The sequence below is a fragment of the Kitasatospora sp. Ki12 genome, from assembly GCF_054601375.1.
In genome coordinates this window covers 2,801,748-2,816,571 of record NZ_BAAIHT010000001.1, presented here as the reverse complement: position 1 = coordinate 2,816,571, position 14,824 = coordinate 2,801,748, and the positions used below count along the sequence as shown (strand labels likewise).

Sequence of the window (14,824 nt, the reverse complement as noted above, 5' to 3'; positions counted from 1 at the left end):
GCTACTCGCCGGTACTGCCCAGGAATCCATAAACTCAACGAGGTTCAAGAAGGGAGCCACAGTGCGCAAGGTGCTCATCGCCAACCGCGGGGAAATCGCCGTCCGCGTCGCCCGGGCCTGCTCGGACGCCGGTATCGCCAGCGTCGCCGTCTACGCCGAGCCGGACCGGGATGCGCTGCACGTCCGCGCGGCCGACGAGGCTTACGCGCTGGGTGGTGACACCCCCGCTACCAGCTACCTGGACATCTCCAAGGTCCTGAAGGCGGCCGCCGACTCCGGCGCGGACGCCGTCCACCCCGGCTACGGGTTCCTGTCGGAGAACGCCGACTTCGCCCAGGCCGTCCTCGACGCGGGTCTGATCTGGATCGGCCCGCCCCCGCAGGCCATCCGCGACCTCGGTGACAAGGTCACCGCCCGGCACGTGGCGCAGCGCGCCGGTGCCCCGCTGGTCGCCGGCACGCCGGACCCGGTCTCGGGCGCCGACGAGGTCGTCACGTTCGCGCAGGAGCACGGCCTGCCGGTCGCCATCAAGGCGGCCTTCGGCGGCGGCGGCCGCGGCCTCAAGGTCGCCCGCACCCTGGAGGAGATCCCGGAGCTGTACGAGTCCGCGGTGCGCGAGGCGGTCGCCGCCTTCGGTCGCGGCGAGTGCTTCGTCGAGCGCTACCTGGACAACCCGCGGCACGTGGAGACCCAGTGCCTCGCCGACAAGCACGGCAACGTGGTCGTCGTCTCCACCCGTGACTGCTCGCTGCAGCGCCGCCACCAGAAGCTGGTGGAGGAGGCCCCCGCGCCGTTCCTGACCCCCGAGCAGAACGCCGAGCTGTACCGGGCGTCCAAGGCCATCCTGAAGGAGGCCGGCTACGAGGGCGCCGGGACCTGCGAGTTCCTGGTGGCGGTGGACGGCACGATCTCCTTCCTGGAGGTCAACACCCGTCTGCAGGTCGAGCACCCGGTCACCGAGGAGGTCACCGGCCTCGACCTGGTCCGCGAGATGTTCCGGATCGCCGACGGCGAGGAGCTGGGCTACGGCGACCCCGAGGTGCGCGGCCACTCCTTCGAGTTCCGCATCAACGGCGAGGACCCGGGCCGCAACTTCCTGCCCGCGCCCGGCACCGTGACGCTGTTCGCCCCGCCGTCGGGCCCGGGCGTGCGCCTGGACTCCGGCGTGGAGACCGGCTCGGTCATCGGCCCCGCCTGGGACTCGCTGCTGGCCAAGCTGATCGTCTCCGGCCGCGACCGCAAGCAGGCCCTGGAGCGGGCCCGCCGCGCGCTGAGCGAGTTCAAGGTGGAGGGCATGGCCACCGCCATCCCGTTCCACCAGGCGGTCGTCACCGACCCGGCGTTCGCGCCGGAGGTGCACGGCAGCGACGAGCCGTTCACGGTCTTCACCCGGTGGATCGAGACCGAGTTCGCCAACACCATCCCGCCGTTCGCCGGCGGCGCCGGTGAGGGCGAGGAGGCCGAGGGCCGGGAGACCGTCGTGGTCGAGGTCGGCGGCAAGCGGATCGAGGTCTCACTGCCGTCCTCGCTGGGCGTCGCCGCGGCCCCGGCCGCCGGTGCGGCGGGTGCCGCCAAGGCCAAGCGCCGGGTGGGCGCCAAGAAGGCCGGCTCGGCCGTCAGCGGTGACACCCTGGCCTCGCCGATGCAGGGCACCATCGTCAAGGTCGCCGTGGAGGAGGGCCAGGTCGTCGCCGAGGGCGAGCTGATCGTGGTCCTGGAGGCGATGAAGATGGAGCAGCCGCTGAACGCCCACAAGGCGGGCACCGTCGTCGGCCTCAAGGCCGAGGTGGGCGCGAGCGTCAGCAGCGGCGCCGCGCTCTGCGAGATCAAGGACTGACCCGTCCGGAAGCTCCGACCGGTCCGTACGCCCTCGGGGCGTGCGGCCCGGTCGCGTTTCGGAGCGTCTTGTTTCGGAGCGGTCGCGTTTCGGAGCGGCGGCGGCCCGCCGGGCTCAGCGGCCGCGCGGCAGGCCCAGTTCGGCCAGCCGGACCGGCATCCCGCCGTGGCCGACCGGCCCGCCCGGTCCGCCGTGGGCGCCGGGGCGGCGCTGGCCGGGCAGCGGGGCGCCGCCGGAGGGCGGGGCGGTGCGGCGGGCCAGCGGGCCGGGCTGGGTCTGGTGGACGGGCCCGCTGCCGGTGCCGTGCACCGGGGCGTCGCCGCTCGGGGCGGCCCCGATCGGCGCCAGGTCGATCTGCACCCCGCAGTCGGCCAGCGCGTCCAGCTCGCGGGCGGTGCCGTCCTCCGAGGTGGCCTGCTCGTCGGTGACCAGCCGGGTGATCGTCTCGGTGGCGACGGTCGGGAACATGCTGTCCGTGCCGAGCTTGGTGTGGTCGGCGAGGACGATGACCTCGGCGGCCGACTGCACCAGTGCCCGGTCCACGCTCGCGGACAGCATGTTCGCGGTCGACAGCCCGCGCTCGGCGGTCAGCCCGCTGCCGGAGATGAAGGCCTTGGTGACCCTCAGCCCCTGCAGCGACTGCTCGGCGCCGCTGCCCACCAGGGCGTAGTTGGAGCCGCGCAGGGTGCCACCGGTCATCACCACCTCGACCCGGTTGGCGTGCGCCAGCGCCTGGGCGACGAGCAGTGAGTTGGTGACCACCGTCAGACCGGGTACCCGGGCCAGTCGGCGGGCCAGCTCCTGGGTGGTGGTGCCGGCCCCGACCACCACCGCGTCCCCCTCCTCCACCAGGCCGGCGGCGAGGTCCGCGATGGCGCTCTTCTCCGCCGCGGAGAGGTGGGTCTTCTGCGGGTATCCGGGTTCGCGGCTGAAGCCGCCGGGGAGCACCGCGCCGCCGTGGCGGCGGTCGAGGAGCCCTTCTGCCTCCAGCGCCCGCACGTCCCGGCGCACGGTCACTTCGGAGGTCTGGACGACGCGGGCCAACTCCCGGAGCGAGACGGCTCCGTTGGCGCGCACCATTTCGAGGATCAACTGGCGACGTTCTGCAGCAAACACAGAACCGACGGTAACCTGCGTGACCGTCTGCTTTCAGGCGTTTGCAGCTCGTAGCGGGAATTGCTCACGCACGAGCGGCGCGTGACCGTACAATACGCGCCGTCAATAGCCCTGGACTGCGCCCGCCGTACGGGTGACGATCACCCGTACGCGAAGGGCGGCCACCGACCGGCAGCCGCCCCCAACTTCACGCCTTGAGCTCAGGATTCGCCGTCGGCCCGCTTGCGGATGTGCAGCTGCCGGGCGGCCTCGGCGGTCGAGCCGGAGACCGACGGGTAGACGGTGAAGGCGCTGGCCACCTGTTCGACCGTCAGATTGGCGTCCACCGCGAGCGAGATCGGGTGGATCAGCTCGCTGGCCCGCGGGGCGACCACCACGCCGCCGACCACGATGCCGGTGCCCGGGCGGCAGAACAGCTTCACGAAGCCGTCCCTGATGCCCTGCATCTTCGCCCGCGGGTTGCCGCGCAGCGGGAGCTTGACCACGACGGCGTCCATCTTGCCGCACTCCACGTCGGCCGCCGTGTAGCCGACGGTGGCGATCTCCGGGTCGGTGAAGACGTTGGAGGCCACGGTCTTGAGGTTCAGCGGCTGCACCGCGTCGCCGAGCGCGTGGTACATCGCGATCCGGCCCTGCATGGCCGCCACCGAGGCGAGCATGAAGACGCCGGTGCAGTCGCCGGCCGCGTACACGCCGGGGGCGGTGGTGCGGGAGACCCGGTCGACCTGGATCTGGCCCCAGTCGTTCAGCTTGATCCCGGCCTCCTCCAGGCCCATCTCGGAGGTGTTGGGGACCGAGCCGACGGCCATCAGGCAGTGCGAGCCCTCGATCACCTTGCCGTCGGCCAGGGTCACCTCGACCCGGTCGCCGATCCGCTTGACGCTCTCGGCCCGCGAACGGCCCATCACGTTCATGCCGCGGCGCCGGAAGACGTCCTCCAGCACCTCGGCGGCGTCCGGGTCCTCGCCCGGCAGCACCCGGTCGCGGCTGGACACCAGGGTGACCTTGGAGCCGAGCGCCTGGTACGCGCCGGCGAACTCGGCGCCGGTCACGCCGGAGCCGACCACGATCAGCTCGCGGGGCAGCTCCTCCAGGTCGTACACCTGGGTCCAGGTCAGGATCCGCTCGCCGTCCGGCTGGGCGTCCGGCAGCTCGCGCGGGTGCGCGCCGGTGGCGATCAGCACCGCGTCGGCGCGCAGCGACTGCACGGTGCCGTCGGGCGCGTCCACCAGGACCTCGCGGGAGCCGTCCACGTCCTGCCCGCCGGAGCCGAGCCGGCCGCGGCCGCGCAGCACGGTGACGCCGGCCCGGGTGACGGACTGGGTGATGTCGTGGGACTGGGCGATCGCCAGTCGCTTCACACGGCGGTTGACCTTGCCCAGGTCCACGCCGATGACCCGGGCCGCCTGCTCCAGCGGCGGGGTGTCGTCCGCGACGAGGATGCCGAGCTCCTCGTACGAGCTGTCGAAGGTGGTCATCACCTCCGCGGTCGCGATCAGGGTCTTCGACGGAACGCAGTCCGTGAGCACCGCCGATCCGCCCAGACCGTCGCGGTCGACGACGGTCACCTCCGCGCCGAGCTGTGCGGCGACCAGGGCCGCCTCGTAGCCGCCGGGTCCGCCACCGATGATCACGATCCGAGTCACGCTCACCATTGTCCCGCACGCCGGGAGCGCCGCCACGCCGGGGTCGGCGCTCTGTGCGAATCCGGGGGCCCGGACCGCCCGCCGACCGGGCTACCCTGGCCCCCATGCCCCTTTACGCCGCGTATGCCACCAACCTCGATGCCCGGCAGATGACCCGCCGCGCCCCGCACTCCCCACTGCGCGGCACGGGGTGGCTGGACGGCTGGCGGCTCACCTTCGGCGGCGAGCAGCTCGGCTGGGAGGGCTCGCTGGCCACCGTCGTCGAGGACGAGAAGGACCAGGTCTTCGTCTCGCTGTACGACGTCTCGCCGATGGACGAGGACGGGCTGGACCGCTGGGAGGGCGTCCAGCTCGGCATCTACCGCAAGATCAAGCTGCGCGCGCAGACCCTGGACGGGTCCATCCCGGTCTGGACGTACGTGCTCAACGACTACGAGGGCGGCCTGCCCGCGGCCCGCTACCTCGGCCTGATCGCCGACGCCGCCGAGAGCGCCGGCGCCCCGCACGACTACGTCATGGACCTGCGCCGCCGGCCCTGCTAGGGCGTGTCTGACAATTCCCGCCGGGCGCGCGACGCCGGGGCACGCACCTCGCCGCGTTGTCGTCGGTCGCCGATGCTCCGCATGGACTCCCTCCTCCGCCTTGCGATGCACGCACCCCAACGCCGCGCGCTGATCCGACGCGAATTGTCAGACACGCCCTAGCCCCTCGTCAGGCCCCGGTCAGGGCCTGGCGCCCCAGCTGCGCGCCGTCTCCGCCAGCACCCCGGCCACCACCGCGCGCCGGGCCGGCTCGGTGCGCAGCCCGTTGCCCAGCTCGACGTGCAGCCACGGCACCCCGACGCCGGCCGCGAACCGGCCCTCGACGTTCGTGGTGCCCTCCAGCTGCCCGCACTTCTCCCGCCAGGCCCGGCAGACCGCGTACCCGGCCCGGCCCAGCCCGGCCGCCGTGAGCTCGGCGGCCGGTCCGGCCTGCCCGGCGCCGCTGGAGACCACCGCGTCCTGCCCGGGCAGGCTGCCCTCGTCGAAGCCGTGCACCTGGATGCCGGGCAGCCCGCGCCCGGTGAGCGCCTCGACCACGGCGGCGAAGACGGTGTCCGAGCGGTGCGCGACGTCCGAGGAGCCGTCCGCCCCGGCCCGGCGGTGCGCCCCGGCGAGCACCAGCACGCCGCCGGGCGCGGCGCGGAACAGCTCCACGCCGAGCGCCTCGGTACGGGCGTCCGACACCGGGTGGGGCACCTGCACGGACCAGTTCGCCCGGGCCGAGAGGTCCAGGTAGACCCGGCCCCAGCCGCGGCCCCGGTCCTCGTCCCCGTCGGCGATCTCGGCGACCCGGCGGCCGGTCGCGGCCTCGGTGAACTCGGTGAGCCGGTAGCCGGCCCTGGCCAGCTCCCGGCCCGCCTGCTCGGGCTGCCCGTCCAGCGCGCCGAGCACGCCGTCGGCCACCGCCCGGCGCTGCGTCGCGTCCGGCCCGGTGTACGGGCCGCCCGCCGCGAAGTCGGCCGTGTAGTCGTCGACCCGGGCCGCCAGGTCCACCGGGGCCGGGCCGGAGGAGGTCGCCGGGACCACCCGCGGCCGCTCGGCCCGGCCGCGCGCGGCGAGGGTCAGCGCCCCCGCGAGCGCCGCCAGCACCAGCAGCACCGCCACCGGCAGCAGTGGCGAGCGTCGCGAACCCCGAGTCTCCATGGCGGTCGAACCTACCGTGCTTGCCGGTGGCGCCATGATCCATGCCGAGGAGGGGCGAATCGACACCAAAGCGGCACCTGATCGCAACCGATATGTGACAACTTTTTCGAAACCTCTTCGTACGCTGGTCCGGCTTGACCCTTTCTTGATCATCGCTTGACCGGGACGGCCGCGTCGCCCTCCCGAAGCCGGCACGGTGAGCCCGGAGGAGAACGAGGCCCCTCGTGAGCACGGCACCGACCCCGCCGCGGCAGCACCGCTACCGCCGTCGGGCCGACATGCCGCTGCTCGGAGGCATCCGCCCGCCCATCGCGCTGCTGCTGGTCCTGCTGCTCGCGGTCGCCGCGATCACCGCCCTGGCCGTCGGCGGACTGCGCGTCGACGACACCCCGCAGGCCGTCCGCGAGTCCCACCAGTACGCCGCCGAGGACACCGCCGCCTCGCTGCGCGCCGGACTGCACGAGAGCGCCACCGACCTGCGCCGGGCCGCCGCCCGCTACGAGAACGCGCCCGCCGAGCCCGCCGCCGTCCTCACCGCGCTCGGCCAGGCGTACCGCAAGTGGCGCGGCACGGTGGTCGTCCGTCCCGACACCGGCCGGCTGCTGGCCGCCCGCGGCGAGACCGTCCCGCTGGCCGGCCTGGACCTCACCAAGGTCACCGACACCGCGCCCGCCCCCGTCCTGGTGCCCTCCGCCGCCGGCACCCGGCTGCTCACCTTCGCGCTGGTCGCCACCAAGGCCGACGGCCACGCCCTGCTGGTCGCCTCCGACAACCTGCGGCTGCCCGGCATCGCCACCCGCAAGGAACAGACCATCCAGGTCCTCGACGCCGCCGGCGCCGTCCTGGACACCACCGGCGCCGAGCTCACCGCCGAGGGCGACCGCACGGTGGTCACCACCGCCCGCGAGCGCGCCGCCCGGCAGCGCCCGGCGCCCGGCGAGACGGCCTCCGGCAGCCTGGCCGGCACCCCGGACGACAAGGGCCTGCGCCGGGTCGCCGGCTGGGCCGCCGTCGCCGCCCCCGGCGGGCACGACCAGGCCGCCCCGCTCGGCCTGACCGTGGTCTCCACCAGCACCGTCGACGGCAAGCCCGGCAACCTGCGCCACCCGATGCTCGGCCTGGCCGCCGCCGGTGCCCTGCTCGCGCTGGCCCTGCTGCTCGCCTGGTACCTGAACCGCGGCCTGCAACGCCCGCTGCTGGCCCTCTTCCTGGAGTCCCGCCGACTCACCCGCGGCGACCGTTTGACGGACCGGGTGCGGGGCCCGAAGCGCGGCGAGCCCGCCCGGATCGCCCGCGCCCTGGAGGAGCTGCGCCGCCAGCTCCTCGACCCGGCCCGTCCGCCGGCCGCGGCCCCCGCCCGCCGGCGCCGCCCCGGCACCGCGCTGCCGCTCGCGCTCTGCGCCGTCCTGGTGCTCGGCTGGTCCGGCCCGCTGCTGTTCCTCGGCGGCAACGACCCGACCGTACGGGTGCCCGGCCAGGTCGTGGCCGGCCAGCGCGACCGCACCGACACCGCCGCCGACCGGGTCCGCCAGGCGCTCAACGAGGGCTACGCGGACCTGCGTTCACTCGCCCCCTCGCTCACCGACGCCTCCGTCGGCAAGGCCGAGAACCTGCTGCGCGACACCCTCGCCGAGCACGACCGCTACCGCTCGCTCTACGTCCTCGGCGCCGACGGCGCGGTGCTCGCCCACGCCGGCGACTCCCCGCACCGCACCGGCCCGGAGGCCCTCGGCCCGAGCGGCGTGCTGCTGCTCAACAGCTCCGGCAAGGAGCCCCGGATCGCCGCCCGCGCGGCCCTGACCGCCGCCCCGCCCGACGCCGAGGCGGAGGGCGCCCAGGAGGCCAAGGGGCCGGTCCTGGTGGGCGAGTTCAAGACCGACTTCCTCGGCGGCCTGCTGGTCCGGCCGGGCCTCGGCCGGGTCTGGCTGGTCGACGACCGGCAGCGGGTGCTCGCCGCCAACGAGGGCTACAGCTCCTTCGGCGACCTGCCGGACGGCCGGGCCCGGAAGATCCTCACCGACGCCAAGAAGTCCGCCGCCGCCGACGTGCTCCGCGACGGCGGCGACCCGGCCCTGCTCGCCGCCGCCCCGCTCGGCGGCAACGGCAGCGTCGCCAAGCTCGGCTGGTCCGTGGTCACCGACCACCCGGTGGCCTGGCTGCACCTCGACCAGAACCGGGCCGACCGGCGCGCGGTCCTGGCCGGCATGCTCGGCCTGGCCGCCGCCGCGCTCTGCCTCGGCTGGCTGTACATCGCCGTCGGCCTGCCGCTGCGCCGCCTCGCCGCGAGCGCCGAGGCGCTGGCCGCCGGGGACCGCCGCACCGTGCTCTACCCCGTCCACCACGACGAGGTCGGCGCCGTCGCCCGCAGCCTGGAGCTGATCCGCCAGGAGCTGGTGCGCGCCGACCTCGCCGAGCGCGCCGTGCGCCGCACCCCCACCGCCGCCGCCTCCACCTCCGCCACTGATTCCGCCGCCGCCACCCGCTGAGCCCCGCCCGAAGGACTTCCCGTGCTCTTCCTCTACGTCGTGCTGCTGGTGTGCTGCACCGTGCTGCTGGTGGCCGGCATCGTCGAGCAGCGCCGGCACTTCACCGCGCTGGAGCAGATCCCGACCCGGGTCCTGGTCAACGGCATCCGCGGCAAGAGCTCGATCACCCGGCTGTGCGCGGGCGCGCTGCGCGGCGGCGGGCTGGTGACGGTCGCCAAGACCACCGGCACCGCGGCCCGGTTCATCCACCCCGACGCCACCGAGGAGCCGGTCTACCGCAAGTTCGGCATCGCCAACGTGGTGGAGCAGATCGGCATCGTCCGCCGCGCCGCCACCTACCGGCCGGACGCCCTGGTGATCGAGTGCATGGCCGTCATGCCGGCGCTCCAGGAGGTCAACCAGACCAAGCTGATCCGCTCCACCGTCGGCGTGCTGTGCAACGTCCGCGAGGACCACCTGGCCGAGATGGGCCCGACCCTGGACGACGTCGCCCGCTCGCTGTCCCGTTCGATGCCGGTCGGCGGGGTGTGCGTCACCGCCGAGCGGGAGCGCGCCCACATCCTGCGCGCGGAGGCGGCCAAGCGGGACTGCCGGCTGATCGTGGTGGACCCGGAGACGGTCACCGACGAGGAACTGCGCGGGTTCAGCTGGTTCACCTTCAAGGAGAACGTCGCGATCGCCCTCGCCGTCGCCGAACTCCTCGGCGTGGAGCGGGAGACCGCGCTGCGGGGCATGTGGGCGGCCCCGCCGGACCCGGGCGTGCTCTCGGTCGAGCGCTACCGCACCGAGGACGGCAAGCGGCTGCGCTTCGCCAACGTCTTCGCCGCCAACGACCCCGAGTCCACGCTGATGAACGTCCGCCAGCTGGAGGACCTCGGCGCGATCCACCGCCCGCTCAGCGTGGTGGTCAACTGCCGCCCGGACCGGGTCGAGCGCAACGGCCAGATGGGCCAGATCGTCCCGGACCTCGACCCCGACACGGTCTTCCTGATCGGCCACCCCACCAAGAGCGCCCGCGACGGCATCCCGGCCGGCTGGCCGGGCCGGGTGGTCGACCTCGGCGGCGACAAGCGCGACCCGGCACGGCTCACCGCCGAGCTGCTGGCCGAACTCGGCCCGGACTCCTCACTGGTGGCCGTCGGCAACATCCACGGCCAGGGCGAGCTGTTCCTGGAGGAGCTCGCCCGGCTCGAACCCGACGAGGCCGCGGACGCGCCGGAGACGCCCGAGTACGCGTACCACGAGCCCGAGCCGCTCTACCCGGAGCCGGAGGACCACCCCTGGCCCGGGTACTACGCCGAGGCGGTGCCGTACCCCGAGCCGGTCCGGTACGCGGAGCCGACACCGTACGCCGCGCAGGCCCCGTACGCCGAGCCCGTGTACCGCCCCGAGCCGGTGTACCGCCCCGAGCCACTCCCCGAGTCCTGGTACGACCCCCACCACCGCACCGCCGCCCCCTACGGAGACCAGCCGTGATCCCCACCGAGCTCACCCCCGAGATCGCCGCCATCGGCATCGCGCTCGGCCTGGTCTTCTCGCTGGTCTGCTACCTGACCACCAACCTCTCCCCCGGCGGCATGATCACCCCCGGCTGGCTGGCCCTCACCCTGGTCGAGTCGCTCCAGCGGGTGGCCATCGTGATCGGCGTGACGGTGCTGACCTACCTCGCCATCCGGGTGGTCCAGAAGCTGGTGATCCTGTACGGCAAGCGGCTGTTCGCCGCCGTGGTGCTGATCGGGGTGCTGCTGCAGGCCACCGTGATGCTGGTCCTGCAGCGCGAGCTGCCCACCCTGTACGCCAACCAGACGCTCGGCTTCATCGTCCCCGGCCTGATCGCCTACCAGCTGGTCCGCCAGCCCCGGGCGGCCACCCTGATGGCCACCAGCACGGTGACGCTCGCCAACTACGTCGTCCTCACCGCCGGCGTCCTGCTCGGCGCCCTGCCCGGCACCTGATCCCGACGGGAACCCCCATGCCAGTGACCCGCAAGTCCCTGCTCAGCGGCGGCCTCGCCGTGACCCTGCTGGCCGCCAGCGGCTACCTCACCGTGCAGCTGCGGGACCGCGACCGGCAGCCCGCGGCCGGCAGTTCGGCGCCGCTGATCACCGCTGCCGCCGCGCCCGACTCGGCCACGGCCGCGGCCGCCGCCGCGCCCGCCCGGTACCGCTACGAGCGGCTGGCCGGGCCGGACCGCACGGTGGTCCGGGACGCCCGCGGCGGCGTGGTCGCCACGCTGACCGACAACGCCCGCACCGCCGTCCTGGCCGGCCCCAGCCGCACCTTCGCCGAGCCGGGCACCACCACCGCCACCGTGGTGACCGACAGCTGGGTCCGGCTGATGCCGCAGCCCTGGAAGCCGGGCGCCGAGCAGGAGGGCTGGTTCCGCACCTGGTTCCAGCAGTCGCTGGGCTCCACCGCCGACGACGTCCTGGCGGCGGCCGGCCAGTACGTGGCCGGCGCGCCCGCCGAGAAGGACGCCAAGGGCGTGCGCTTCAAGGGCGACGCCTCCTTCGGCCCGCTCAACCCCAACGGTTCGGCCGGCAACGACCTGCGGCTGGAGCAGACCGACTTCTTCGACTACCTCGGCGTTCCGTACACCTTCGCCGACAAGGTGACCCGGCAGCCCGACAAGGCCCGCTACGGCGCCTTCGACTGCTCGGGCTTCGTCCGGATGGTGTACGGCTACCGCTCCGGCTACCCGCTGCTCTCCAAGGACGCGGCCGGCCCCGGTCTGCCGCGCACCGCCAACGGCCTGGCCCGGCTCGGCCCCGGCGTCCCAGTGATCCCGCTGACCACCGCCGCCGGCTCCGACACCACCCTGCGCCCGGCCTCGATCGACCCGCTGCAACCCGGCGACCTGGTGTTCTTCGAGATCGACGCCCGCACCGGCGCCCGGCTCGACCACACCGGCATCTTCCTGGGCCTGGACACCGACGGCCACCCCCGGTACATCTCCAGCCGGGAGGAGGCGGACGGCCCGACCTTCGGCGACAAGGGCGGCACGGCGCGGCTGGACGACAACGGCATGTACGCGAAGGGGCTGCGCAGCGCGAAGCGGCTCTGAGCCGTCCGTGGTCCGTGCGCGTCCCGGGGGTGTGGAACCCCGGGGGCGTGGAACGCCGGGGGTGTAGAACCCCGGGTGTGTGGAAATCGACAAGGCGGGTCACCCGGAAAGCGCCACCGAGCTGTGCTTTCGGGTCAACCGGGTAACGATCCGGCACGCCGCGCTGGATTTTCTACGCGCGTAGTCGATTCCCGTCTATCCTCGGACCCGTGAACGCTTCTCCTCAGTCGGTCGTCTCCGCCGACCCCTACGCCGCCGCCCAGGCCGCCGCCGAGCGCCTGCGCGAGCTGACCGGTGCCGAGCGGCACGACGTCGCCCTGGTGATGGGCTCCGGCTGGGTGCCGGCCGCCGACGCCCTGGGCGAGACCGTGGCCGAGTTCCCGGTCACCGACCTCCCGGGCTTCCCCGCCCCCGCCGTCGCCGGCCACGCCGGCAAGATCCGCTCGGTGAAGATCGGCGACAAGCGCGCCCTGATCTTCCTCGGCCGGAACCACTACTACGAGGGCCACGGCGTGGCCACCGTCGTCCACGGCGTGCGCACCGCCGCCGCGGCCGGCTGCGGCATCATCGTGCTGACCAACGGCTGTGGCGGTCTGCGCCAGGGCTGGACCCCCGGCCAGCCGGTGCTGATCAGCGACCACATCAACCTGACGGCGGACTCCCCGATCGTCGGCGCGAACTTCGTCGACCTCACCGACCTGTACTCCAAGCGGCTGCGCGCGCTCTGCCACGAGGTCGACCCGTCCCTGGACGAGGCCGTCTACGTGCAGTTCCGCGGCCCGCACTACGAGACCCCGGCCGAGGTCAACATGGCCCGGGTGATCGGCGGCGAGCTGGTCGGCATGTCCACCACGCTGGAGGCCATCGCCGCCCGCGAGGCCGGCTCCGAGGTGCTCGGCATCTCGCTGGTCACCAACCTGGCCGCCGGCATGACCGGCGAGCCGCTCAACCACGAAGAGGTGCTGGAGGCCGGCAAGGCCTCCGCCGAGCGCATGGGCGAGCTGCTGGCGAAGGTCCTTGAGCGGATCTGACGCCCACCAGGCGCAGAATGCATGAGTGACGGGGCCCACGGGGCGGCGTGATCCGCTGATCACACCGTCCCGTGGGCCCCGTCCGCGTGCCCGACCCCTTCCCGGCGGAACCCCCGTCCCGGCGGACCCCGGTTCCGGCGAACCCCCGGTCTCAGCGAACCCTCCGGCCGACACACCGACGCACTCCCGATGGAGCTGGCATGACGCAGGCACCCACCACCGACCTCCTCGCCCGGGCCCGGACCTGGCTGGCCGAGGACCCCGACCCGCAGACCCGTGAGGAGCTCACCGCCCTGCTGGCCCGGGCCGAGGGCCCGCAGGCCGAGTCGGACAGCAAGATCGCCTGGTCCGAGCTGGCCGAGCGCTTCGCCGACCGGCTCCAGTTCGGCACCGCCGGCCTGCGCGGCGAGATCGGCGCCGGCCCGATGCGGATGAACCGCTCCGTGGTGATCCGGGCCGCCGCCGGCCTGGTCGCGTACGTCAAGCAGCAGGGCCTGGGCGACCTGGTCGTCATCGGGTACGACGCCCGCCACAAGTCGTACGACTTCGCCCGCGACACCGCCGCCGTGGTGGTCGGCGCCGGCCTGCGCGCCGCGCTGCTGCCGCGCCCGCTGCCCACCCCGGTGCTCGCCTTCGCCGTGCGCCACCTGGGCGCGGCCGCCGGCGTCACCGTCACCGCCAGCCACAACCCGCCGCAGGACAACGGCTACAAGGTCTACCTGGGCGACGGCTCGCAGATCGTCCCGCCGGCCGACGCCGGGATCGCCGCCGAGATCGACGCGATCGGCTCGCTGGACGAGGTCCCGCGCGCCGAGGACGGCTGGGAGGTGCTCGGCGAGGACGTGGTCGAGGCCTACCTCGCCCGCGCCGTGTCCATCGTGGACCCGCACAGCCCGCGCGAGCTCGACGTCGTCTACACCCCGATGCACGGCGTCGGCCGCGACACCCTGGTCGCCGCCTTCCGCCGGGCCGGCTTCCCCGCGCCGACCGTGGTCGCCGAGCAGGCCGAGCCCGACCCGGACTTCCCGACCGTGGCCTTCCCCAACCCGGAGGAGCCGGGGGCGATGGACCTCGCCTTCCGCACCGCCGCCTCGGTCGGCCCGGACATCGTGATCGCCAACGACCCGGACGCCGACCGCTGCGCGGTGGCCGTCCCCACCAACGGCAACGCGGCCGGCAGCGGCAACGGCACCTCCGGCTGGCGGATGCTGCGCGGTGACGAGGTCGGTGCGCTGCTCGGCTCGGCCCTGGTCGCGAAGAAGGCCGAGGGCACCTTCGCCACCACCATCGTCTCCGCCACCCTGCTCGGCCGGATCGCCGAGGCGGCGGGCCTGGGCTACGCCGAGACGCTGACCGGCTTCAAGTGGATCTCCCGCGCCGAGGGCCTGCGCTACGGCTACGAGGAGGCGCTCGGCTACTGCGTCGACCCGGAGGGCGTCCGGGACAAGGACGGCATCACCGCCGCCCTGCTGGTCGCCGAGCTCGCCGCCACCCTCAAGAAGTCCGGCCGCACCCTCTCCGACCTGCTGGACGACCTGGCGCTGGAGCACGGCCTGCACGCCACCGACCAGCTCTCCGTCCGGGTGCAGGACCTCTCGCTGATCGCCGACGCCATGCGCCGCCTGCGCGAGCAGCCCCCGACCGTCCTGGCCGGCCTGACCGTCACCCGCGCCGACGACCTCGCGGCCGGCTCCGCCGAGCTGCCGCCCACCGACGGCCTGCGCTACTACCTGGCCGGCGAGGCCGTCCGCTCGGCCCGCATCGTGGTCCGCCCCTCCGGCACCGAGCCCAAGCTCAAGTGCTACCTGGAGGTCGTCCTGCCGGTCGCCTCGGCCGCCGACCTGGCCGCCACCCGCGACCGCGCCGCCGAGCTCCTGGCGACCGTCAAGCGGGACCTCGCCGCGGCCGCCGGCATCGACGGCTGACGCTTCGTCCGCCGGTCGCACGAGCGCCTCCCGC

At 74.2% G+C, this 14,824-nt stretch carries 11 protein-coding genes; 8 read left to right on the top strand and 3 right to left on the bottom strand.

Features of this window, described 5'->3' with window-relative positions:
- Window positions 1–61 precede the first annotated feature (61 nt).
- Window positions 62–1,837 carry an acetyl/propionyl/methylcrotonyl-CoA carboxylase subunit alpha gene (locus tag ACYP53_RS12405; RefSeq protein ID WP_189916172.1) on the top strand — a complete coding sequence of 592 codons (1,776 nt, stop codon included), beginning with the start codon at window positions 62–64 and terminating at the stop codon, window positions 1,835–1,837.
- Window positions 1,838–1,951: 114 nt separating this feature from the next.
- Here the strand turns inward: ACYP53_RS12405 and ACYP53_RS12400 are convergent, their stop codons facing one another.
- Window positions 1,952–2,917, bottom strand: coding sequence for a DeoR/GlpR family DNA-binding transcription regulator (locus tag ACYP53_RS12400; protein WP_229928600.1), 966 nt, complete (start codon window positions 2,915–2,917; stop codon window positions 1,952–1,954).
- A 236-nt stretch (window positions 2,918–3,153) separates the two neighbouring features.
- Window positions 3,154–4,608 (bottom strand): NAD(P)H-quinone dehydrogenase, encoded by a 1,455-nt coding sequence (locus ACYP53_RS12395; protein ID WP_189916170.1) that lies wholly within the window; start codon window positions 4,606–4,608, stop codon window positions 3,154–3,156.
- A 95-nt stretch (window positions 4,609–4,703) separates the two neighbouring features.
- Between ACYP53_RS12395 and ACYP53_RS12390 the strand changes: the two genes are divergently transcribed.
- Window positions 4,704–5,141 (top strand): gamma-glutamylcyclotransferase, encoded by a 438-nt coding sequence (locus ACYP53_RS12390; RefSeq protein ID WP_189916169.1) that lies wholly within the window; start codon window positions 4,704–4,706, stop codon window positions 5,139–5,141.
- 180 nt (window positions 5,142–5,321) lie between these two features.
- Here the strand turns inward: ACYP53_RS12390 and ACYP53_RS12385 are convergent, their stop codons facing one another.
- The gene (locus ACYP53_RS12385) at window positions 5,322–6,284 is read right to left on the bottom strand and encodes a hypothetical protein (RefSeq protein ID WP_189916168.1); all 963 of its coding nucleotides are present in this window, start codon (window positions 6,282–6,284) and stop codon (window positions 5,322–5,324) included.
- A 224-nt stretch (window positions 6,285–6,508) separates the two neighbouring features.
- On the opposite strand from ACYP53_RS12385, the gene ACYP53_RS12380 reads away from it, so the two are divergent.
- The 6 genes from ACYP53_RS12380 (at window position 6,509) to ACYP53_RS12355 (ending at window position 14,790) form a co-directional block, all read left to right on the top strand.
- Window positions 6,509–8,770, top strand: coding sequence for a HAMP domain-containing protein (locus ACYP53_RS12380; RefSeq protein ID WP_459647392.1), 2,262 nt, complete (start codon window positions 6,509–6,511; stop codon window positions 8,768–8,770).
- Between the two features lie 21 nt (window positions 8,771–8,791).
- Window positions 8,792–10,246 (top strand): poly-gamma-glutamate synthase PgsB, encoded by a 1,455-nt coding sequence (gene pgsB, locus ACYP53_RS12375; RefSeq protein ID WP_459647391.1) that lies wholly within the window; start codon window positions 8,792–8,794, stop codon window positions 10,244–10,246.
- On the top strand, window positions 10,243–10,725 hold the full coding sequence (locus tag ACYP53_RS12370; RefSeq protein ID WP_189916166.1) for a poly-gamma-glutamate biosynthesis protein PgsC/CapC: 483 nt from the start codon (window positions 10,243–10,245) through the stop codon (window positions 10,723–10,725). The genes pgsB and ACYP53_RS12370 overlap by 4 nt, the downstream gene beginning before the upstream one ends.
- A 17-nt stretch (window positions 10,726–10,742) precedes the next feature.
- Entirely contained in the window at window positions 10,743–11,834 is a 1,092-nt protein-coding gene (locus ACYP53_RS12365; protein ID WP_189916165.1) for a C40 family peptidase, read from the top strand.
- A 209-nt stretch (window positions 11,835–12,043) separates the two neighbouring features.
- On the top strand, window positions 12,044–12,865 hold the full coding sequence (locus ACYP53_RS12360; RefSeq protein WP_189916164.1) for a purine-nucleoside phosphorylase: 822 nt from the start codon (window positions 12,044–12,046) through the stop codon (window positions 12,863–12,865).
- 200 nt (window positions 12,866–13,065) lie between these two features.
- The gene (locus tag ACYP53_RS12355; RefSeq protein ID WP_189916163.1) at window positions 13,066–14,790 is read left to right on the top strand and encodes a phospho-sugar mutase; all 1,725 of its coding nucleotides are present in this window, start codon (window positions 13,066–13,068) and stop codon (window positions 14,788–14,790) included.
- Window positions 14,791–14,824: the final 34 nt, after the last annotated feature.

What these genes read in the sequence shown, in the direction of transcription:
- ACYP53_RS12400 (WP_229928600.1), bottom strand. Translation starts at nt 2,917, where the DNA reads ATGGTGCGCGCCAACGGAGCCGTCTCGCTCCGGGAGTTGGCCCGCGTC.
- ACYP53_RS12395 (WP_189916170.1), bottom strand. Translation starts at nt 4,608, where the DNA reads ATGGTGAGCGTGACTCGGATCGTGATCATCGGTGGCGGACCCGGCGGC.
- ACYP53_RS12390 (WP_189916169.1), top strand. Translation starts at nt 4,704, where the DNA reads ATGCCCCTTTACGCCGCGTATGCCACCAACCTCGATGCCCGGCAGATG.
- ACYP53_RS12355 (WP_189916163.1), top strand. Translation starts at nt 13,066, where the DNA reads ATGACGCAGGCACCCACCACCGACCTCCTCGCCCGGGCCCGGACCTGG.
- ACYP53_RS12385 (WP_189916168.1), bottom strand. Translation starts at nt 6,284, where the DNA reads ATGGAGACTCGGGGTTCGCGACGCTCGCCACTGCTGCCGGTGGCGGTG.
- ACYP53_RS12365 (WP_189916165.1), top strand. Translation starts at nt 10,743, where the DNA reads ATGCCAGTGACCCGCAAGTCCCTGCTCAGCGGCGGCCTCGCCGTGACC.